Here is an 18,494-nt window from a genome sequence, read left to right as displayed (position 1 = left end):
GATCACCACCCCTTGCCTGCATGAAACAAGCGCATCAGCCGGGCACGCCGTCTGCCAACTTTCGAGAGCTCATTGAGCATGCGATCGCGGGCCTCGATGAGTTCTTGCACCGAGCGGTATTCCACGGTGCGGTCCGCAAACCGCACGATGTGCTCGCCCTTGGCCACGGCACGCTCAATCCGGACCACGTCGTCCTGGGTAAAGGCCATGTAAAATTTCCTTGATGCTCAGCGTCGGCGCAGATAGGCGGATGCCGCGACCCGACGGGCTGGTGATTGGTGGGTTCCGGCAGCAGGCGCCGGCGCTTGCCTCAGTCGAGGCGAGCCCTCGTTGGGCGTGACGACGACGGGCTCGTGTTGCGATGTCATGCGCTCGCCTTCGATGACTGCGCCAGCCAGTTTGGCCAGCACCAGGCGGCGCTCGATCTTGAGTCCCTGCAGCGCGGCATAGGCATACACGCGGCAGTCCAGCGCTTCGTTGCGCGCCCCGGAGGGTTTCTGCCAGGCGCGCACCTCATTGCCTCTGCCATCGATGCGGGTCACACGTTTTTCGACAGTGGCCTGCTCGAACCAGGCGTCGTCATACGACATCGGAAAGTGGCAGTAGCCAGGTTTACCTGACGCAACCTGCCAGCGCGCATAGATCGTGTCCTTGGCGGTGTCGACACCAATCAGGCGCACCGTGTGGCCCCGGTACTTTTTGGACTTCGTCTGCCGCTTGGGCCAGACCGGGCGGGGGCCGAACTGGCCTTTGACCGCCCAGACGTTGCGCGCCGCGCGCGGGGTGGCGAACTCATACACTTGCTGCACATGGTGGCCGCCAGAGTCGATACAGCAGGCAGCAATACGCAGTGCCCGGCCGTCCTCGGTGGGCAGACGGGTGTTGATCAACAAGCCATCCAGTTGCTGCCACAGCGCGGGTTCCGCCGGGTTGCCGTGCAGCACGATGTGCTCGATACCCCAAGACTCCTCACCCGCACCCCAGCCCACGAGCTCGATTTCCAGTCGATCCTTTTGCGTGTCCACGCCAGCGGTGACGGTCAACACGCCTGCCGGTAGGTGATCCGGTGCGTACGCTTCGCGCTGCTGGGCCAGCAGGTCGGCACTGGCTCGCTCGCCCACGCTTTCGAAGGGCAGTCCCATGGCGGTGTTCCACCAGGTCTTTTCTTCTTCCGGGTTGCCCCGGGCGCGCAGGAAATCGCTGGCGATCTCCGAGAGCTTGCGCCAAGGCGAATAGAGCTCATTCAGATGAAACCCGGGAATCGGGTGTTGCGGGCACTGGGCCATCCATTGCCCCTGCGCGAGCATCAGCGGCCGGTCGCTGTCGCGGATCAGGGCGCCGCAAGACGGGCAGACCAACGCGGTTTGCGCCAAGTCCGTTTCATTGACCAGCACATTGGCCCACTCAAGCACATGACGGTGGCCGCAATGGGGGCACGGCACGAAATAGCGTCGCTGGTCCGACTGCAACCAGGCGCGCTCGATCCGGCTGTGCCCCTTGAGGGTTGGCGTCGAAACCAGCGCCACTTTCTTGCGCGCTCGGTAGGTGGCGGTACGCTTGCGGGCCAGGTTGACCGGGTCGCCCTCTGTGCCGGCCGAGGGTGGGTAGCGATCGACCTCGTCACAGAGCAGGACCCGGATCGGGCGGCTAGACAAGCTCGCTGCGCTATTGGCCCCGGCGATCGTCAGATGCCCACCGGGGAAGTGTTTCTTGAGAATCGTGTTGCCCGAGTCGCGGCTCTTGGCATCGCGCACCTTGCCGACCAGGGCTGGGGTGTCGCGGATCATCGGCGCCAGACGATCCTTGGAGAAGGTCTCTCCCATCTCGATGGTGGGCTGCACGACCAGGATTGGTGACGGGTCGAGATCGATGAAGTAGCCAATCAAAGACTTCAGGATGAGCGTCTTGCCCACCTGCGCCGAGGACATCATGACGACCTCCTCGCCCCCGGGTTCGCTGAACGCATCCATGATGCCGCGCTGATACGGGGCACGATCGCTCAGGTACTTGCCGGACTCCGCACTGTCCTCAGGCGAGAGGTAAAGATGCGTGTCAGCCCATTGGCTCACCGTCATCGTCGGGGGTGGTCGCCACAGCGAGCGCACCCGGGTTAGCAAGGTCTGGATCATCGTCAAGGGCGGCCTCAGCAAGTTCCGACAAGGCCTCCATCACCATGTCCGTCAGCAGCCGTTCAATGGCCGACTCCTCAGAAAGCGGCAGCACCAACGGGGTGGCGCGTACCGGCAGGGTCAATAACTTGGCCCGGGCGGCGGCGATCATGCTGGCCCAGGCGCGCTCAACCTGTGCAGCGGGCACCAGCACGCCCTTGAGGCGAGCGATCTCGACTTCGGTTTTTTCGGCCTGGGCTCGGGCGAGGCGGGTTTTTTCAGTCAGGAGATTACCGCCGTCGCCGCTGGCGACCGCCCGCAGGTGGCGGATGTAGGCCACAACCGACGGGATGATGTCGTACTGCCCGCGCGTGGCGGGCTTGGGGATCACGCCTTCCTTGGCCAGCTGCTGCACTCGGCGCGGGGTGAGATCCAGCAGCTTGGCCAGCGATTCGATGGGGGCAGTTGCCATGCAGGGTGGCTCGTGAGCAAAGGTGAAATCAAAGTGGGGCCGGCAGCGCCGACATTTCGCCTTCAAGCGAAATACCGATGCCACTCATTTCGTCTCGGCTCACGGCTAGGCCCTGTGGCGCCTTGAACTGAGCCACGAAGCGAAACCGTAGCGCGGCCTGTGCCTGCGCAAATCTCGCGGGTCCGCCGCCCCGCACTGGCCAAGGTCGCCAGGGTCCCCGGCGATGAAATAGCGAAGCGCTGCGAGCCACTGCCATTCCCTGCGTGGGATTGATGCGACAGGGGCCAGATTCAACTTGGCTTCTTCCGCAAATGAAGCGTTCATACGGTCATCGCAATCAACCGGAGCCCACACCATGACCCACCCGACGCTCGATCACATCGCCCAAACCATCCTCGGGCTCGAGACCCTGGACACGCGTAACAGCGACCGGCTGGATTTCCATGACCTGGCGGTCTGGAACATCAAAGCCGCGCTGCAGGCGGCTTTTGAGGCAGGCCAGCAGGCCGGCAAGAAACCTCGCCAAACCCCGCAGAAACGAGTTGCTACGCCGGCCGAATGAAGCGTTCATACAGACACGATCACCCACCCGCAAAAAGGACCGAACCATGACCACCCAGACCGCCAAGCCCACCGCCCTGGACAGCTTTATCGCCAAGGCCGGCGAATTCGACGTCTTGCTCCAGCGGCTGCAACAGATGCGCGATGACCATTTTGGCGTCAGCCCCGATGCGGTGACCTGGGGCCATGTGGGTGACGTGACGCGCTACGTCACCGCCCTCAAGGAAGTGACCGATGCCTACTTCTGGCAAGGCGAGTACGCCGAGTAAGCCCACCCCAATTCAACGCACCCCGACCCGTCACAAGGAGATGACCATGAAACTGACCGACACCCAGACCCTGATTCTCAACACCGCCATCCAGTCGTCCGATGGCCTACTGAGCTGGTTTCCAGACAACCTCAAGGGCGGTGCCCGTGACAAGGTGTTGGGCAGCCTGCTGCGACAGGGCCTGATTCAAATCGATGGCAAAACCCACCGGGTCACTGACCTGGCTTACGAGACGCTGGGACTGGCGGTGCCAACGGCTTCGATCGAACCGATCAAAGCCGCGCCACGCACCCGGGGGAACACCAAGCAGGCGCAGATCATCGCCATGCTCCAGCGCCCGGAAGGCGCCACCATCAGCCAGATCGTTGAGGCCACGGGCTGGCAACCACACACGGTGCGCGGCACCTTTGCCGGTGCCTTCAAGAAGAAGTTGGGCCTGACACTGATCTCCAGCAAGGATGACCATGGCCAACGCGTTTACCGGATCGACCACACTGACTGAGTTTCAAGCGATGGGCTACGCTTTCACCTTTGAGGTGGTTTTATGGATGCGAAAACAATTCAGCTGTTGGCTTCGATCTTGGGTTTGGTTGGCGGAACCATTCTGGCCTACAGCCTGAATCGAGTTTTATCGGAGATGCGCCTTGCACTGAACGCGCTTTCTACGTCAATCGAATCTGTAGTTCAGTCAGGCGATATTTACGTCTTTCGGGGACTGGACGAACGCATTGCGACTGCCAACCGATTGTCGGGATCGTGGGTCAGAGCCGGAATCTATTGCCTTGTCGGCTCAGCTGTACTGACAGCCATCTCCATTTTCTTCACCTGAGCTGGGCATTCGACGAATGACGTCCCATCTTGGAGACGTGTTGCTTGTTTCCCCGTGTAATCCTGCCACCGCTTGACGATCACATCGACGTACTTGGGATCAAGCTCCACCAGCCGTGCGCGGCGCTGAGTTTTCTCGGCGGCAATCAGGGTCGTGCCGGAGCCGCCAAACAGGTCGAGCACGATGTCCCGCGTTTTGCTGCTGTTGCGAATGGCCCGCTCGACCAGTTCCACCGGCTTCATGGTCGGGTGCAGATCGTTCTTGACCGGCTTGTTGATGAACCAGACATCGCCCTGGTCACGGTCACCACACCAGAAGTGATCGACGCCATCACGCCAGCCATACAGGATGGGTTCGTATTGGCGTTGGTAGTCGGCGCGACCCAGTGTAAAGGTGTTCTTGGCCCAGATGATGAAGGTGGACCACTTGCCACCCGCGCCGCGAAACGCCAGCTGCAGGGTGTCAAGCTCGCTGGAGCTCATGGCGATGTAAACCGCACCCTTGCTATAGGCCAGCAGGTTGGCGCAGGCCGCCGACAGAAATCCGGCAAAGCCTTCACCCAGGTTGTCATTAAGGATGGGCCGGTGAGTGCCGCGCTGCTTGTCCTTGGCGGTGTTGGCGTAGTTGACGTTGTAGGGCGGATCGGTAAACGCCATGTCGGCCAGATCGCTGCCCATCAGGGTCTCCAGTGCCAAGGGGTCCGTGGCATCGCCACACAGCAGACGATGCTCACCCAGCAGCCACACATCCCCTGGTTGGCTTACGGGGTCGTCGGTGACCTCCGGTACTGCGTCATCGTCGGTCAACCCCTCGTTGCCGGCCAACTCGGCCATCAGAGCAGCCAGTTCATCATCGGCAAAGCCTGTCAGAGACAGATCGAACCCGGCAGCCTGCAAGGCCTCCAGTTCGATGCGCAGCAACTCATCATCCCAGCCGGCGTTCTCAGCCAGCTTGTTGTCCGCCAGCACATAGGCGCGCTTTTGCGACTCGGTCAGGTGCGCCAGTTCGATGACCGGCACCTGATCGAAGCCCAGCTTGCGTGCCGCCAGGACGCGGCCGTGACCAGCAATGATGCCGTTGCTGCCATCGACCAGCACCGGGTTGGTCCAGCCAAACTCGCGGATGGATGCCGCGATCTGTGCTACTTGGGCATCCGAGTGCGTGCGGCTGTTACGGGCGTAAGGAATCAACGCCTCGATCGGACGGTTTTCGATTTGCACGATGGTCTGGGAGCCTTGAAATGATAAACCCGCCAAGAGCATGGTGCTCAGGGCGGGTTCATGGGGTTAGGTAGTGGCCAGATCAGGGTGGGCGTTTGCCTCGCACCTCTGTCCAGAAGATAGCTGAAATACTACGCCAATCCGGCGGATATGTTGCACGCCTGATTTCGCGTTCAACCCGCAGCGTTACGCAGGTCTGCGCAGACCTTGTAAGTCGCTGGCGATTTCATGCAATTTCATGATCGATCTTCCAGATTGAGGTGCAGCGCCACCTTGGCCAGGGCCATCTGCCAACGTCGCCAGGCGGTGCTGCGGTCACAGGCAAAGCGGATACCGATTTCCCGCCAGCCGTAGCGCTTGGCGCGCATCCACACCAGGTGCCGTTGCTCTTCTTCCAGCCAGAACACCCAGCGCATCACTTCCAGCATCCGATCGACCGACTCCGGGCTGGGCGGGAAATAGACCGGTGGCCGGTCATCCGCACCCAAGTTTTCATGTTCGGCGCGTTTGATCGCCGGCCAGCAATTGAAATACCCCTGGACTCGAGCCGCTGGCAGACGTCGGGCCACATCGGCCGCCTGACTGAAGCGCAAGGCCACATCGTCGATCGTCCACTTAGCCATGGCGAGACCCTCCGTAAAGACGCTGGCCGATGCGTCGAACGATCTCCTGCTCAAGAAAGTCCAGGCGGCTGTCATCGGCATGCACCACCAGGATGCGCTGCTCCTGCCAGCCGCTTTGCTTGATCGCGTCCAGATCGGGCGACTGGGGCTGCAGGCGCCCCAGGGGGCAGCGGTAGTGAGGTGTCGGTGTTTTCATGGTCAGGCCTCCTGCGTCTCGACGGCCCAGTGCAACAAGGCCAGGGCATCGGCCTCGTTGTCATCCGTGACCGGGTGGCCCAGGGCACGCATAGCCGCGATGACCTCGGTCTTGCCTGCATTGCCTTTGCCGGTGGCGTGCTTTTTGATCGTGCCGACGGGCACGCCGAGATAGGCGATGTTCTGGTGCTCACACCAGGTAGTGAGCGTGGCCATCAGGCCTCCGTAGACATGGGCGGCATCCACCCCGGCATGACGGCGTACCTCTTCGAAGTACACCGCATGGATGTCCTGGGCGATCGTCTTGAGTTCCCCCAACCAGCGCTTGAAGCGCAGAAACCGCATGCCACCACCCTCGAAGCGCTGGGGTCGGAAACTCGCAAACCCGTGTGCAATGTCACCTTCCCGGGTCAGCAATGCCCAACCGGTGGTGGTCCCGAGATCAAGTGCGAGCACCACCCGCCGATTCAGATCCCTGCCACAACCATCGAAGGGAATCTCCCTACGTGAGGGAGAGGGAACCACTGTTCCCTCTCCTACGTAGTAGGAGGGGGAGTTTTCGCCAACTGAAAAATCCGCGCAAACCCAGTAACCACGCGGGTTTGCGTCAGTTGGCAAGTTGGCGGCGTTTCCAACTTGCCAACTTGCCAACTTGCGCTCAAGTGGTTGATTTACATGGGAATGAAGTTGGCAAGGGTCTGCCAACTGAATCCAGTTGGCAAAAATTGGGGGGCAGTTGGCAGAAATTTTGCCAACTTGACGATGCGTATTCATGCGGGCTCCTGGGTATCGTTGAGATCGTCTTGGTACACCCACACCTCGGGGTTCTCGACCGGCATGGCGGCCCCCGATTGCGGGCATTTGTAGTGGGTGGGCAGGACGAGATGTGTCTGCATCACGACCTCCCCGGTGTCCGGATCAGGCGGTCCGATGGCCATCTGCAACGCCATGCCTTCCACACACAGGTAGCCGAACTTGGTGCGCCCGCAGGACGGCAAACCGTAGTCAGCCGCATTGCGGAAATACTTGATGTAGCCCTGGGTCGCCAGGGCCGATAGCCGCTCCCGGATGGTGCGCTCGCCACCCAGCCCGGCTTTGCCTTCAAAGCCTTCGGCAAACTGATTGGCGGTGTAGCAGCGCCCGTTGGCGGCCTCCTGAAACAGAATCTCCAGGATCGCGTCGCGCTTGCGCCGACGCTCCGCATCCAGCCGCTCGCCGTATTCCTTCATCACCAGCCGCTCGTTGGCGTCGACCTCGCGCCACTCACCCTGAACCTTGTCGATGTGCTTGAGCGGAATGCCGGCACCATTGCGCAACTCATAGATCAGCTGACGGGTCGTGCGCGTCTCATCCGGCCGGAACAGCAACATCCCGGTGGAGTAATAGCCACGCAGGCTTCCCGCGCCGGCCAGAGCCTGAAACGGGTCCTCCTCAAACTGCTTCTTGCCCAGTTTCCGGGTGTGGTGAGCGAGAATGATCCCTGCGTCCGGATTGACCGCCTGGCGTATCCGCTCCACCCGCTGCGAAAGGAAGAACAGCATGGCGCCGTTGTCGTTCTCGCCACCGGCATCACCGCCGTCGAACACATTGCGGATCGGATCGATGGCGATGACGTCGGGAGGCTCGCCGCCAAAAGCCTTCGCGATCGCTGGGATCACCTGCGCCAGACCGGCGTCATCGAGCACCAGCCGCAACTGCGGTGTGGCCACGAAGTTGGCGCGGGCGTCCAGCAGCCGATGGGACGGCAGGCGCACATCCTTCACGCGCTCACGCAGGTAGTGGTACTGGACCTCAGCCTGTAGGTAAAACACACGCAGTGGTCTGGGTGGCTGCATGCCCAGAAACGCAGCGCCAGCAGCCATGTGCGCCAGCCAGGACAACAGGAAGTCACTCTTGCCGACCTTGGGCGCGCCACCGAACACCAACATGCCTGCCGGCGTCAGCACGCGCGGCGAGATCAGATCCGGTGGCAGCGGCGAGTTGTCGTCGAGCAGTTCGCCGAGCGTGAAGGTAGGCAGAGACGGCGCTGCCGCCTTGACCACGCGACGTTCGCCCTGGGCGATGAATGCCGCGCAGTCGAACCCTTCGTCGACGGCGTCTGCGGCATCCCACTTGGCCGGCTTGTCGGTGGGCGGCACCAGGATGGCCACGGACGTGCTGCCCGCAGTCACGCAAGCACGCGCCGCGCTCTCCGCGTAGTCCCAGCCGGGTGCATCCCGGTCCGGCCAGATGACCACCGATTTCCCGGACAGCGGTCGCCAGTCGGTTTTGTCGACCGGGGCCTTGGCGCCGTTCATCGCGGTGGTGGCCACAATGCCGCAAGCGATCAATGCAGCCGCACACTTCTCGCCTTCGACCAGGACGACCTCTCGTGCCTTCGAGATGGCCGGGAGGTTGTAGAGCGGCCTGGGGTCGGGTGCGCGCCACATGCGGGCACGAACATCCCAGGGGCGGTATTCCTTGCCGGTCGGCGGGTCGTAGCGGTAGACGCAGGCGATCAGTTCGCCCTCGGGTGAAAGATAGTCCCACTTGGCGGTGTAAGCGCCGAGGTCGTCCATCGGCACGCTGCGAACATCGCGGCGCATCGGCGTGATGTTCGGCGTAGGAAGCCCCAGCCACTGCCGGATCTCGCCAGCAATGCGGGGAAAGTCGCTGCGGGCGGAGCGACCCTGCGAGCGCGCCCACAGATCGATGACATCGCCACCCTCGTCGGTGGAGAAGTCTTTCCACAGGCCACGTCGTGGCCCGTCCAGCTCAACCACCAGACTCTTGCCCGGGTTGCCATCGACATCGCCGATGGTGAACTTGCCACCCCGAACGCGCCCCTGCGGAAACAGGTAGTTGAGAACGGCCTCGAGCCGGTCCAGCAACCCCGCACGCAGCGCATCGGTGTCCGTGGCCAGTTCGTCGCGCTGCTCGGGGGCGTCATTGAAGTCGAGCCAGATGATGCTGTCGGCCATCATGTCGACTCCCAACAGCGGTCCTGCCAGGGGCAGAACTTGCACTCGACGTGCATTGGCGTGGTCGCATGGCGCGGCAGCAGTTCCTGGCTGTCTGTCGCCGTGATGACCCGTACCGCGCGATCGGACATCCGCTGCGCCAGGCCGCCGTCGAACGGCACCAGCTCGAACCAGATCTCCTCGGAGTCCTTGTTGATAGCGGTGAACAACGCCGGGTTTGACGAGATGCCTGGCACGCTCGCTTCCATATAGGCTTGGTAGACCGCCATCTGCGCGGCATAGACCGGTTTGGATTTGCTGACGCCGAGCTTGACCGTATCCCGCCAGGACTTATCGTTCATGGTCTTGCACTCCCACAGGGCGGGATAGGCCATGCCCAGCGCTGCGGGGCCGCCGTTCAGCACGCCATCGACGTGCCCTTGGATGCGGCCGCCCGCGACGGAAAAACCGAACTGACCGCCGCTGGCCTTTTGGGTGTACAGATCAAGTCCTGCGATACGCAGCCAGCGGATGGCCAGCTCTTCGAGGGCGTGTCCCACCTCGAAGATGCGCAACACGCGACCGGGAATCTCTCGACCCGGGTCGACAGGGGTTTGCAGATACTCGTATTGCAGCGCGCGCTCGCAGGCAACACCCAAGCGAGACGCACCGAGATAGTTGCGACGGGGCTGCTTGTCACGATCGGCGCTAAGTGCAGCGTCGATGAGCACGCCGATCTGCTCATGGATCTTGGGACGATGATTGAAGTCCAGCATCAGAACGGCACTCCCGTCGAACCCGGCTTGCCTTGCCGGGCGAGGCGTGTCTCAAGAAAGGCGCGATCCTTTTCTGCCATCCGCTCGTGCTCGACGAGCATGTGTTCCTGATAGGCCGTCACCACTACGTCGATCAGCATCAGCACTTCGTCTTTGCTGTAGTCCGCCAACGGTCGCTGCATACCGATGGAGCCGACATACTCGCCAAGCGGCGCCAGGCACGACGTCATGGCGGCGAGCTCCATCTCACTGGGATCGATCATTTGCCCCTCCGTTTTCGTCATGAGCTTGCAGAACGCGTTCTGGCAGCGCATGGAGCAGAACACCCAGCGGTCCGAGTAGCGCCGTGGGTCGCTGCGCGGCAGGCGTGGATTGAAGTAGCCGAAGCCCTTGGCCTTTCGTGAGCAGACTGCACATTTCACGCGGCCTCCCGGTGGGCATCGTTGGCGGCCACCACGAGGCGCTGAATTGACGACTTGTTGAACTGGAAGGAAAGCAGCGCCGAGGCCTGATAGCGCGTCATGCCAAAGTCGGCGCGCAGCGCCTGCGGCAAATACTGCAGTTGCTTGGGCGTAGGCGGCTCGTTCAGCCAGCGCCGAGTCTTGTGCGCGGAGTCAGCCGACTCGCGGTCGTTGAGCCAGTCATCGGCTTTGGCCATGCAAACCGTGCGGTCGCCCACAGCCAACAAGCGCGGCGGCAGATCCTTACCTCCGCCCACGGCGTGCCAGCGGCCGTTCAGGAAGAACACGCCACCCCATGCGTTAAAGCCAGTCGCCATCAGCGCGTCATCGCAGCCAAACAGGTCGCACCAGCGGAAGTTGGAGCGTTTGAGCAGATCGATCTCGGTCATCACGAAATCGGCCAGCGCATCACCTTCCTCGGCGGTCTCGTTCTCCCAGGTGAAGCCGCACAGCGGGCATTCGCGGCAGCCCAGCGGGACGGTGGCTTCACAGGACGGGCAGTCCTTGGTGGGCGCTTCGCCGTGATGCTGGTGTCCGTCGAGATTGACGTCCTGTTCCAGAGATCCGTGCATCAAGGTCGCGGTGCCGAAGTCCAGGACCACGCAATCGGTCTTGATGACGCCCGGATGCTCCGCTGGATCGATGGTGCGCAGGCCACGCCCGATCATCTGGGTCAGAGTCGACTTGTGCGAGCTGGGTCGCAGCAGCACCACGCAGGAGGTGGGCGTAAAGTCGTACCCTTCAGTCAGCACAGCCACATTGACCACGACCTGCGCGCTGCCGGATTCGTACTCGGCCAAGCGTGCCTTTCGCTCTGCGTCCGACAGCTCGCCGTGCACGATCACGGCAGACACCCCGGCATCCTGAAAGGCCTGGCGCACGCATTCTGCATGGGCGACGGTCGAGCAGAACACGATCGTCTTGCGCTCGCCAGCCTTCTCACGCCAATGACGGATCACGGCATCGGTGATGGGCGTCTTGTTGAGAATCGCCTCGACTTGCGTCATGTCGAAGTCAGTGGCGGTGCGCCGCACCCGCGTCAACTGCTCCTGGGCGCCGACATCGATGACAAAGGTGCGTGGCGGCACGAGGTGGCCGGAGGCGATCAACTCGCCGAGGGTGATTTGATCCGCGACGTTGCTGAAGACCTCTCGCAGACCCTTGCCGTCGCTGCGGGCAGGCGTTGCCGTCACCCCAAAGATCTGGGCGCGCGAGTTCTTGTCCAGCACCCGGTCGATTACGCGGCGGTACGAGGCCGAGGCTGCGTGATGCGCTTCATCGATCACCAGCAGATCGAGGATCGGGATGGCAGCGAGATGGTTGTCGCGCGACAGCGTTTGCACCATCGCGAACGTGGCGCGCCCGGACCAGGATTTGTCCTTGGCATCGAACACGGAGGTGCTGACGCCCGGATTCACCCGTGCAAACTTGGTCAGGTTCTGGCCGGTCAGCTCATCGCGATGAGCGAGGATGCAGGCCTTGGCATCTGGCTCGGCCAACAAGCTGCCGGCTACCGCCGACAGCATGATGGTCTTGCCCGACCCGGTGGGGCCAACAGATAGGGTGTTGCCGTGTTGGACGAGCGCCGCCAAAGAGCGCTCGACCAGTAGGGCTTGGCGGGGGCGGAGCATCATGGCCGCGTCCCCCTTACTGTGCCCAGCTCGGGCGACCCGGCACGGAGGCACGGCCCGTGGCCTGGGCATACGCGTTCGACCCGTTTGCGGGTGCTGGCGCTTTCGCCGCTCCCTGCGCGCCACCCATGAGGGCGGCGTAGTCCTTGTGGTCGGGCGTGATCGCGGCCTTGATCACGCTCTTGTCTTGGCCGTTCTGGTCTTTGTCCCAGTCGACCTTGCCGAGAAACTCGATGCCATCGAGATCGGCAAAGCCGCTGATGCGGCGCGCGTTCTGCGCGGCAGGACTGTTGTCGCCAGGATGAACGCCGCGCGCTGAGTTGAGGATCGCCTTGACGAAGGTACGGCCCATGTTGGCCCACTCAGGGCCTTTCGGGCTGTGCAGGCCGATCAGTGACCACATCTTGCGACGGGCGAACTCACCCGCCATCACGACGAACTCGCAGTTCAGGTACACCGAGCCGGTGTTGTCGTTGCGGGTGGCGTAGCCGCCGGTCCATCCCTGCGACGGATCATCGAAGCCACCCGGCTTGATGGTCATGCGGACACGCACCAGCGTGCCTTTGGGGATCAGGTCGAAAGAGGTCTGTTCGGAAGCGGAATTGAAATCGAAGTAGGTCATGATCAGGACTCCTGAGTCGAAGTGGATTCGGTGTTGGGGATGGACGAGGCAGCGGCCGCTGGGCGCGCGAAATCGAGGCGTTCGGTGGCGGGTTTGGCCGGGCCGGCGATCTTTTCCATGAGGCGGCCGAGGTGTGGCTCCTCGATCGGATCGAGCCGCCCGGAACGGTCCTTGGCGGGGTAGCCCCATGCGTTCAGCGTGTGGCAGACGAAGGCGCGGTAACTGGCGCCGTCATCGGCCTTCAGCTCGGCCAGGGTGACGACCTCATCGACGATGCCGGGCAGTTCAAGTCCGGTTTTTGAGCCGTCGATCTGCAGCGAGAACACGCGGCGATTGAAGTCATCCAGCCGCTCGTCGAGGATGCCGACGAACCACACGTTCTTGCCGCGCGTGTGCTGCAGGTGGGTCAGCCAGGCGATCATTTCCTGGCCCATCAGCCCATACGCACCCCGGCTATCGGGTTTGCCGGTCTTCTCGGAGTAGGCCTGGGGCTGGCCCTTGCACCATTGCAGGCACAGGCGACCGGCCACGGTGATGGAGTCGACGAACACGGTGTCGTACTTGTCCAGGACCGCCGGATTACCGAAGCGCGCGCATACGGCATCGAAGTGGGCTTGGCTGAACGGCTGGTCGTCGCGTAGCGCCGGGTTCGGTCCGCCGATGTACACCGCGAAGTCACGACACTCCTGCCAGGTGCGCGGGCGGATCGTGTCGCCGGCCCAACCCTCGACCGCGAGATCACCAGCCTCAAGATCAAAGAACAGCGTGGCCGTGGATTTCAGCGTCCAGAGTTGCGAGGTTTTGCCGATGCCGCTTTTGCCGACGAGCACACCCTTCACGCCACGGCGCTCGGCCAGACGCTGGTCTGCAGTAATGATGGGGAGGCTCATTTGCCGGCCTCCTCAGTGCTGATGCTGGCGAACGCGTCAGCAACGGTGGTCATACCGAGCGCGCCACGCTTGCGGGCCATCTCGTACAGGTCGCGCAGACCACCCAGACGGCGATGGATCAGACGGGATTCCGACTCCAGACCCTGGATCGCGAATGCCACGTCATCGAGGGTGGCGTCCTCGAGGCGACGCACCACTTCGTCGGGGCGGTTGCCGTCCAGCGCCGGGATGCGAATGGTTTCGGGCAGATCCCGCAGGTACATCTCCGGCTGTTTGCGCAGCAGTTCGAGCAGCGTAGGTTTGGTTTTCATGGCGATTACTCCTGAAGCAGAGCGAGACGAAAGCCCGGCTTGCCGGTCTTGAGGGTGCGTGCCGGGGCGAAGGCGCTCTTGAGCGACTCGGGCCACGCGTTGAACTTGGTTTCCGAGATCCGGTAGGTGATGTCCACATACTCGGACGGGTCGTCACCGTTGGCGGCGATGCGCCGGGTGATCTCGGCGAGTCGCTTCTGGTCCCAGTCGACTTTCTTGGGCAGATCGGCGGTGATGCGGACGTGGCCGTCATCGAAATGGACAACGCCGGTGTCCTTGCCCGCTGCCAAACGCAGTTGATGGGCACGGTCGGCGTATTTGAGATCCAGTGCGCGATCGACGTGCTCGACGATCGCCTTGGCAGCGGCAAGAAGATCAGCCGCGTCGTTTTTGAGCTGGAACAGCGATTCGCTGGCAAGCGCGGCCAGTTCACCGGCGGGAGTGGCTAATGCCTGGTCGGGGGAAATAGGACTCACAGCGCACCTCCCGCAACGGCGCGTTCAGAGGTGCTCTTGCGCAGGCTTTCTGCCTCAAAAGCTTCAATGTCCTCGGCGCGGTACAGCACGCGCCCCTGCAGCTTAAGAAAAACAGGCCCTATACCCTCGGAACGCCAGCGTTCAAGGGTTGCCTCACTGAGGCCCCAGCGTTCAGCCAGTTGGCCCTGATTCAGATGTTTGACACTCACGATGCACTCCTTTTGGTTGTTGCGAATTCGTGAGGTCAGTTTCGAAGTTGGCCTGTACGGGCGTCTGCCGCCGCGATGTACGGGCTGATGTACGGGCGCAGCTCCTGAGGGGAAAAGTGGGGCCCAGAAAGCAAAAAACCGCCCGAAGGCGGTTGTGCGTGATGCTGCCAACAGGTGGCGGGTCAATCTCGTCGGAAGCCATACTTCCCCTTTTCAGGGTTGTCGATGTAGTCCTCCCACTCCGTGTTGCCGCTGAATAGGTTCTGCATGCGCTGGCTGCGAGCGGTCTTCTTGTCGGGATAGGCTGCGCCGAGAATCTCGGCGGCTGGAAGGAGCCATCTGTCGTTGATGGCCTGCTCGAACATATATCGGACTGCCGCTGCCTGACGCTCGCCTTTGATCGTCCAGGGCTTGGTCTTTGTGCGGATGGTCAGCGTGTTGGTGTATTCGTCAAAGTGCACCGGCAACACGGGTCGGGTCACGCCATCGGGTGGCGCGGCCAAGATGCGATGCAGCAGATCCATGTCGATGCATGGCGTCGCGACATAGTTGACGATTGCTTCTCGAAGCGACGCGAAGCGGTAGCTGCGAGGTGGACTAACAAACTGCGGCAACACACCGCCAGACGACAAAATCAGCCCCTGGTCAGGAAGACTTGTCTGGCTGAAGTGGCGAAATACCTCTTCGATGGAGTGCGCCAAGCCGCGAACGAACCAGATGTCTGTCAAGGAGTGCCCGATTCGTGCCTTTCCCAAATGCCAGAGGGCATCGTCCAGCAGCGGCGCATCAATCCCTTTTCGCAGAGCCTGCGCGATACCCAGGAGATCGGCGATGGTGCTCAGGATTGCAGCTGGCCGAACGCTGTAGACGGCGACTTTGGCGGCGGGGACAAACTTCCACTGAAAAGTCTCAGGGCAGCGGTAGCGATACTTATCAGCTTGGTCATCTTCAGTCAGGTCGACTTGAACGAGATCGTCATCAAGCGATGCAGGGTAGCTCCCGGCGTAGCCGACGCAGTCGGTCCACTGCTCAAGCAGCTTTGGCGTCAAAGATGTCCGTCCAAGGACACTCCACCCGGGCACCCCACGAAGCCTCTGTCCGTCGCCATCGGCAATCGGCTGCCCAGACTGTTCGAACAGGTCGATCAGATCAAGCAGCGACTGTGTCGGCAGGGGCTTCGACGACATGGCCGATCTCCTTCACCAGATGCCATTTGGCCAGCAGGCGGTCGCACAGCGCCCGGTCCTTTTCCCGCTTGGTCTTGATGTTGCACTTGTTGTCGTCGCGCAGGATCACGGTAATCGTCCGTGCGCGGTCCTTGCCGACTTTTTTCAGTTTGATGGACAGCTTGGCGTAGTTCAGGTGGTGATTGCGGAAGTCGAAGGCCGGGCCGATCAATGATCGGGCTGCAGCGTAGATGTCATCGACGTCCTTGGTCCAGATCTTCACCAGCAGAGACCGGCCATTGGCAGCGGAGTAACCAAGCTCTACGACCTTGACGTATGCCACGGGCTCCCCAGCCAAGTCGAAGTTTCGAGGCGCCGCCAGGCTCTGATAGTCGTACTGCTTGAGAGGAATCTTCTCGCCGGTGATAGGCGATTGCAGCAGTGAATCAGCCACGATGCGAGCCAGCGCTTCGCGGCCTGCCGTGTCTTTCGACAACACCTCCAGGTGTCCATTGGCTGGCTCATAGGTGATGTGTGAAGACACCGCCCGGATCACCTCTTGCGGGACCAGTTCGCTCGCCTGCACGCAGTCGATGATCTCCGGCGGACGGTTGTGGTGGATGCTGATTTGGTACAGGTCCACGTCTTCGCCGGTCTGCGTGTCGGGCCGCAGACGCTTGAAGATCTGGACCGCGACAGCGTCATCGGAGCACCCCAGTTGTTGTGCGACGGTCTGATGGAATGCCGTCTTGGCCGTCGCGTCGTCGAGTACTGCCAGGTTGGCAGGTGCCATGAATCCGGAGTAGCAGGAGGCGCTTTGCCGGAACACGTCGGCCTGCCGGGCGTTAAGGGCTTCCTCGAAGATCACGGGTTCATTGATGTGCAACCACAGCGCGCGCTGGTACTGGTTAGGAATCACGGCGAATGCTTCCCGGGCGTCGTCATCGAAGATGTCGTCCTTGAAGCCGTCGATGACATCTTGGCCAGCACCGTCCGACAGCAGCACAATCCTTTCGGCCGCTTCTTCGATCCGCTGCCGCTCACCCACACCAAGGGCGGATAGCACGGCCTCCATCTGCTCGCGCTGCTCCTTTTTCGGCTTCTTGGCGTCCAGGTCTGGCATGGTCAGGCTGAACTCCTCGGCCATGAATTCGCGGAACACGGCCGGCGGCAGGTGGCCCAGGAGCTTGCTTAAGTTCTCTGCATCGTTCATCTACGTACCCCTTTCAAGGTGTGGATTGGGTTGGTATCAGCCCCTATCGCCCCTTTCCTTGCAGGGGAGCGCAGACCGACGGCGTTCGGTGTACCGAACGATTACGATTGTCTAGGAGCAATTAGGGGTTTGTCAAGCAGGTACGAAACCGTTCGGCACAGTGGTATCATTTTCGGACTGACGCCAACACATGAGGAGAGCAACGTGCCATCGCCCTTGGGGGACAAGATCCGTACATTGCGCAAGCAGAAGAAGCTCAGCCTGGATCAGCTGGCCGAGCTGACGGAATCGAGCAAGAGTTACATCTGGGAACTGGAGAACAAGGACGACCCAAAACCCTCTGCCGAGAAGATCGGCAAAATCGCCGCCGTCCTCGATGTCACCACCGAGTTTTTGCTGACCGAGTCGGCCACCACACCAGACGAGGAGGTGTTGGATGAGGCCTTCTTCCGTAAGTACAAGAACATGTCCGAGCCGGACAAAAAGAAGATCCGCAAGATCCTCGATGCTTGGGAAGATGAATGACGGATGCAAAGAAGCCCATGGCCGAGGCCAACCGCATCTCGTCCATGCTCAACATGGTTCTGGGTGTGGAGCGCTTTCCGGTCAAGGTTGATGAGCTGGCGTTGGAGTATTCCCGCCAGTGCTTTGCGGACTCGCCGATCGACAAGGTGCTTGGCGAGGATCTGGATGGTATCGATGGCCTGTTGAAGGCTAATAAGGCACGCTCGAAGTGGCTTGTCCTTTACAACAGCGCCACACCGTCGGAAGGCCGCAAGCGCTTCACGATCGCGCATGAGTTCGGCCATTACATACTGCACCGCCATCAGCAGGATCTGTTCGAGTGCGGCGACGGTGACATCGAAACGGGGGACAACAACGAGCGCGATATCGAGGCCGAGGCAGATCTGTTCGCCTCGACCCTGCTCATGCCGCTGGACGACTTCCGGCGCCAGGTCGACGGGCAACCGATCAGCTTCGATCTGCTGGGCCACTGCGCCGATCGCTATGGGGTGTCGCTCACGGCTGCCGCCCTGCGCTGGACTGAGATCGCGCCCAAGCGGGCCGTGCTGGTGGCCAGCCGTGACGACCACATGCTGTGGGCCAAGTCGAACAAGGCGGCGCTGAGGTCCGGCGCATACTTTCCAACCCGCAAGAACACCATTGAGCTGCCGCACGACGCGCTGGCGCACAGCTACAACGCCTTTGATGGCGCCGACACTCGAACGGGGCGTGCCCAGTCCTGGTTTGCCCGCGAAACTGCCAGCATGCCGATCACGGAAATGACACGTGTCGCGAGCCAGTACGACTACACGCTGACACTGCTACTGCTCCCTGAAGCCGAATGGCAGGGAGCGCGCCACGACGACGAGGAGCCAGAGGAAGACACCTACGACCGGCTCATCCGTAACGGCCAGCATCCGGTAAGAAAGTAGACGCTACTGCGCGGTGTTTTTTGCACCAGCCCGCAGCAACCCGCACACATTCGAAACTCCCTCATGGTGTCGGTGGCAGTCCATCCG

General features: G+C 61.9%; 23 protein-coding genes. 5 read left to right on the top strand and 18 right to left on the bottom strand.

Translation table 11 applies throughout. The annotated features are described in order from the left end of the window. Positions 1-2 precede the first annotated feature (2 nt). The 3 genes from CL52_RS16255 to CL52_RS16245 are packed head-to-tail and all read right to left on the bottom strand — an operon-like array spanning position 3 to position 2,580. A complete protein-coding gene (locus CL52_RS16255) occupies positions 3-209 on the bottom strand; it encodes a phage head-tail joining protein (protein ID WP_043221810.1) in 207 nt (68 codons plus the stop codon). 18 nt (positions 210-227) lie between these two features. Next, positions 228-2,129, bottom strand: coding sequence for a phage terminase large subunit family protein (locus tag CL52_RS16250; protein WP_063613251.1), 1,902 nt, complete (start codon positions 2,127-2,129; stop codon positions 228-230). Next, a complete protein-coding gene (locus CL52_RS16245; RefSeq protein WP_052264583.1) occupies positions 2,053-2,580 on the bottom strand; it encodes a hypothetical protein in 528 nt (175 codons plus the stop codon). The genes CL52_RS16250 and CL52_RS16245 overlap by 77 nt, the downstream gene beginning before the upstream one ends. A 355-nt stretch (positions 2,581-2,935) precedes the next feature. On the opposite strand from CL52_RS16245, the gene CL52_RS16240 reads away from it, so the two are divergent. Genes CL52_RS16240 through CL52_RS16230 form a run of 3 tightly spaced genes read left to right on the top strand, consistent with a single transcriptional unit; the run spans position 2,936 to position 3,912 of the window. Then, positions 2,936-3,142, top strand: a complete 207-nt coding sequence (locus tag CL52_RS16240; protein ID WP_043221808.1) for a DUF6900 domain-containing protein — start codon at positions 2,936-2,938, stop codon at positions 3,140-3,142. 46 nt (positions 3,143-3,188) lie between these two features. Next, positions 3,189-3,410 (top strand): hypothetical protein, encoded by a 222-nt coding sequence (locus tag CL52_RS16235; protein ID WP_043221806.1) that lies wholly within the window; start codon positions 3,189-3,191, stop codon positions 3,408-3,410. Between the two features lie 46 nt (positions 3,411-3,456). Then, a complete protein-coding gene (locus tag CL52_RS16230) occupies positions 3,457-3,912 on the top strand; it encodes a DUF3489 domain-containing protein (RefSeq protein WP_200889402.1) in 456 nt (151 codons plus the stop codon). A gap of 272 nt (positions 3,913-4,184) precedes the next feature. On the opposite strand, the gene CL52_RS16225 is transcribed toward CL52_RS16230, so the two are convergent. The 15 genes from CL52_RS16225 to CL52_RS16155 all read right to left on the bottom strand — a co-directional run bounded on the left by CL52_RS16225 (position 4,185) and on the right by CL52_RS16155 (position 16,971). Next, a complete protein-coding gene (locus CL52_RS16225) occupies positions 4,185-5,459 on the bottom strand; it encodes a site-specific DNA-methyltransferase (protein WP_235366375.1) in 1,275 nt (424 codons plus the stop codon). 236 nt (positions 5,460-5,695) lie between these two features. After that, on the bottom strand, positions 5,696-6,082 hold the full coding sequence (locus CL52_RS16220; RefSeq protein ID WP_043221803.1) for a DUF6362 family protein: 387 nt from the start codon (positions 6,080-6,082) through the stop codon (positions 5,696-5,698). Then, positions 6,075-6,278: a hypothetical protein gene (locus CL52_RS16215; protein WP_043221801.1), complete on the bottom strand. Its 204-nt coding sequence runs from the start codon at positions 6,276-6,278 to the stop codon at positions 6,075-6,077. Before CL52_RS16215 ends, CL52_RS16220 begins: the two co-directional genes overlap by 8 nt. Before the next feature lie 2 nt (positions 6,279-6,280). Next, a complete protein-coding gene (locus tag CL52_RS21540) occupies positions 6,281-7,051 on the bottom strand; it encodes a crossover junction endodeoxyribonuclease RuvC (RefSeq protein ID WP_235366374.1) in 771 nt (256 codons plus the stop codon). Further along, positions 7,048-9,240, bottom strand: a complete 2,193-nt coding sequence (locus tag CL52_RS16205) for an AAA family ATPase (protein ID WP_200889401.1) — start codon at positions 9,238-9,240, stop codon at positions 7,048-7,050. Before CL52_RS16205 ends, CL52_RS21540 begins: the two co-directional genes overlap by 4 nt. Next, positions 9,237-9,992: a PDZ domain-containing protein gene (locus CL52_RS16200; protein ID WP_043221798.1), complete on the bottom strand. Its 756-nt coding sequence runs from the start codon at positions 9,990-9,992 to the stop codon at positions 9,237-9,239. Before CL52_RS16200 ends, CL52_RS16205 begins: the two co-directional genes overlap by 4 nt. Further along, positions 9,992-10,255 (bottom strand): DUF6511 domain-containing protein, encoded by a 264-nt coding sequence (locus CL52_RS21375; RefSeq protein WP_200889400.1) that lies wholly within the window; start codon positions 10,253-10,255, stop codon positions 9,992-9,994. Before CL52_RS21375 ends, CL52_RS16200 begins: the two co-directional genes overlap by 1 nt. 155 nt (positions 10,256-10,410) lie before the next feature. Then, positions 10,411-12,087 carry a DEAD/DEAH box helicase gene (locus CL52_RS16190; protein ID WP_043221794.1) on the bottom strand — a complete coding sequence of 559 codons (1,677 nt, stop codon included), beginning with the start codon at positions 12,085-12,087 and terminating at the stop codon, positions 10,411-10,413. A gap of 13 nt (positions 12,088-12,100) precedes the next feature. Then, positions 12,101-12,706 (bottom strand): hypothetical protein, encoded by a 606-nt coding sequence (locus CL52_RS16185; protein ID WP_043221792.1) that lies wholly within the window; start codon positions 12,704-12,706, stop codon positions 12,101-12,103. Positions 12,707-12,708: 2 nt separating this feature from the next. Then, on the bottom strand, positions 12,709-13,596 hold the full coding sequence (locus tag CL52_RS16180) for an ATP-binding protein (protein ID WP_043221790.1): 888 nt from the start codon (positions 13,594-13,596) through the stop codon (positions 12,709-12,711). Then, positions 13,593-13,907: a hypothetical protein gene (locus CL52_RS16175; RefSeq protein ID WP_043221787.1), complete on the bottom strand. Its 315-nt coding sequence runs from the start codon at positions 13,905-13,907 to the stop codon at positions 13,593-13,595. The genes CL52_RS16180 and CL52_RS16175 overlap by 4 nt, the downstream gene beginning before the upstream one ends. A 5-nt stretch (positions 13,908-13,912) precedes the next feature. Further along, on the bottom strand, positions 13,913-14,383 hold the full coding sequence (locus CL52_RS16170; RefSeq protein ID WP_052264582.1) for a hypothetical protein: 471 nt from the start codon (positions 14,381-14,383) through the stop codon (positions 13,913-13,915). Then, complete coding sequence (locus CL52_RS16165; RefSeq protein WP_043221785.1) at positions 14,380-14,592, bottom strand: helix-turn-helix transcriptional regulator; 213 nt, start codon at positions 14,590-14,592, stop codon at positions 14,380-14,382. The genes CL52_RS16170 and CL52_RS16165 overlap by 4 nt, the downstream gene beginning before the upstream one ends. Before the next feature lie 182 nt (positions 14,593-14,774). Then, the gene (locus CL52_RS16160; RefSeq protein ID WP_043221783.1) at positions 14,775-15,779 is read right to left on the bottom strand and encodes a hypothetical protein; all 1,005 of its coding nucleotides are present in this window, start codon (positions 15,777-15,779) and stop codon (positions 14,775-14,777) included. Beyond that, entirely contained in the window at positions 15,742-16,971 is a 1,230-nt protein-coding gene (locus CL52_RS16155) for a hypothetical protein (protein ID WP_043221781.1), read from the bottom strand. Before CL52_RS16155 ends, CL52_RS16160 begins: the two co-directional genes overlap by 38 nt. A gap of 204 nt (positions 16,972-17,175) precedes the next feature. Between CL52_RS16155 and CL52_RS16150 the strand changes: the two genes are divergently transcribed. Continuing rightward, complete coding sequence (locus tag CL52_RS16150) at positions 17,176-17,496, top strand: helix-turn-helix domain-containing protein (protein WP_043221779.1); 321 nt, start codon at positions 17,176-17,178, stop codon at positions 17,494-17,496. Next, complete coding sequence (locus CL52_RS16145; RefSeq protein ID WP_043221777.1) at positions 17,493-18,407, top strand: ImmA/IrrE family metallo-endopeptidase; 915 nt, start codon at positions 17,493-17,495, stop codon at positions 18,405-18,407. The genes CL52_RS16150 and CL52_RS16145 overlap by 4 nt, the downstream gene beginning before the upstream one ends. The last annotated feature ends 87 nt before the right edge of the window (positions 18,408-18,494 follow it).

Origin of the sequence: Stutzerimonas balearica DSM 6083, from assembly GCF_000818015.1 — a bacterium.
Taxonomy (GTDB): domain Bacteria; phylum Pseudomonadota; class Gammaproteobacteria; order Pseudomonadales; family Pseudomonadaceae; genus Stutzerimonas; species Stutzerimonas balearica.
Note: the sequence above shows the minus strand (reverse complement) of the source record. Positions and strands in the feature narration are given on the sequence as shown.

What these genes read in the sequence shown, in the direction of transcription:
- CL52_RS16245 (WP_052264583.1), bottom strand. Translation starts at nt 2,580, where the DNA reads ATGGCAACTGCCCCCATCGAATCGCTGGCCAAGCTGCTGGATCTCACC.
- CL52_RS16250 (WP_063613251.1), bottom strand. Translation starts at nt 2,129, where the DNA reads ATGATCCAGACCTTGCTAACCCGGGTGCGCTCGCTGTGGCGACCACCC.
- CL52_RS16185 (WP_043221792.1), bottom strand. Translation starts at nt 12,706, where the DNA reads ATGACCTACTTCGATTTCAATTCCGCTTCCGAACAGACCTCTTTCGAC.
- CL52_RS16175 (WP_043221787.1), bottom strand. Translation starts at nt 13,907, where the DNA reads ATGAAAACCAAACCTACGCTGCTCGAACTGCTGCGCAAACAGCCGGAG.
- CL52_RS16190 (WP_043221794.1), bottom strand. Translation starts at nt 12,087, where the DNA reads ATGATGCTCCGCCCCCGCCAAGCCCTACTGGTCGAGCGCTCTTTGGCG.
- CL52_RS16180 (WP_043221790.1), bottom strand. Translation starts at nt 13,596, where the DNA reads ATGAGCCTCCCCATCATTACTGCAGACCAGCGTCTGGCCGAGCGCCGT.
- CL52_RS16255 (WP_043221810.1), bottom strand. Translation starts at nt 209, where the DNA reads ATGGCCTTTACCCAGGACGACGTGGTCCGGATTGAGCGTGCCGTGGCC.
- CL52_RS21375 (WP_200889400.1), bottom strand. Translation starts at nt 10,255, where the DNA reads ATGATCGATCCCAGTGAGATGGAGCTCGCCGCCATGACGTCGTGCCTG.
- CL52_RS16205 (WP_200889401.1), bottom strand. Translation starts at nt 9,240, where the DNA reads ATGATGGCCGACAGCATCATCTGGCTCGACTTCAATGACGCCCCCGAG.
- CL52_RS16230 (WP_200889402.1), top strand. Translation starts at nt 3,457, where the DNA reads ATGAAACTGACCGACACCCAGACCCTGATTCTCAACACCGCCATCCAG.
- CL52_RS16220 (WP_043221803.1), bottom strand. Translation starts at nt 6,082, where the DNA reads ATGGCTAAGTGGACGATCGACGATGTGGCCTTGCGCTTCAGTCAGGCG.
- CL52_RS16145 (WP_043221777.1), top strand. Translation starts at nt 17,493, where the DNA reads ATGACGGATGCAAAGAAGCCCATGGCCGAGGCCAACCGCATCTCGTCC.
- CL52_RS16215 (WP_043221801.1), bottom strand. Translation starts at nt 6,278, where the DNA reads ATGAAAACACCGACACCTCACTACCGCTGCCCCCTGGGGCGCCTGCAG.
- CL52_RS16160 (WP_043221783.1), bottom strand. Translation starts at nt 15,779, where the DNA reads ATGTCGTCGAAGCCCCTGCCGACACAGTCGCTGCTTGATCTGATCGAC.
- CL52_RS16235 (WP_043221806.1), top strand. Translation starts at nt 3,189, where the DNA reads ATGACCACCCAGACCGCCAAGCCCACCGCCCTGGACAGCTTTATCGCC.
- CL52_RS16200 (WP_043221798.1), bottom strand. Translation starts at nt 9,992, where the DNA reads ATGCTGGACTTCAATCATCGTCCCAAGATCCATGAGCAGATCGGCGTG.
- CL52_RS16155 (WP_043221781.1), bottom strand. Translation starts at nt 16,971, where the DNA reads ATGAACGATGCAGAGAACTTAAGCAAGCTCCTGGGCCACCTGCCGCCG.
- CL52_RS16240 (WP_043221808.1), top strand. Translation starts at nt 2,936, where the DNA reads ATGACCCACCCGACGCTCGATCACATCGCCCAAACCATCCTCGGGCTC.
- CL52_RS21540 (WP_235366374.1), bottom strand. Translation starts at nt 7,051, where the DNA reads ATGAATACGCATCGTCAAGTTGGCAAAATTTCTGCCAACTGCCCCCCA.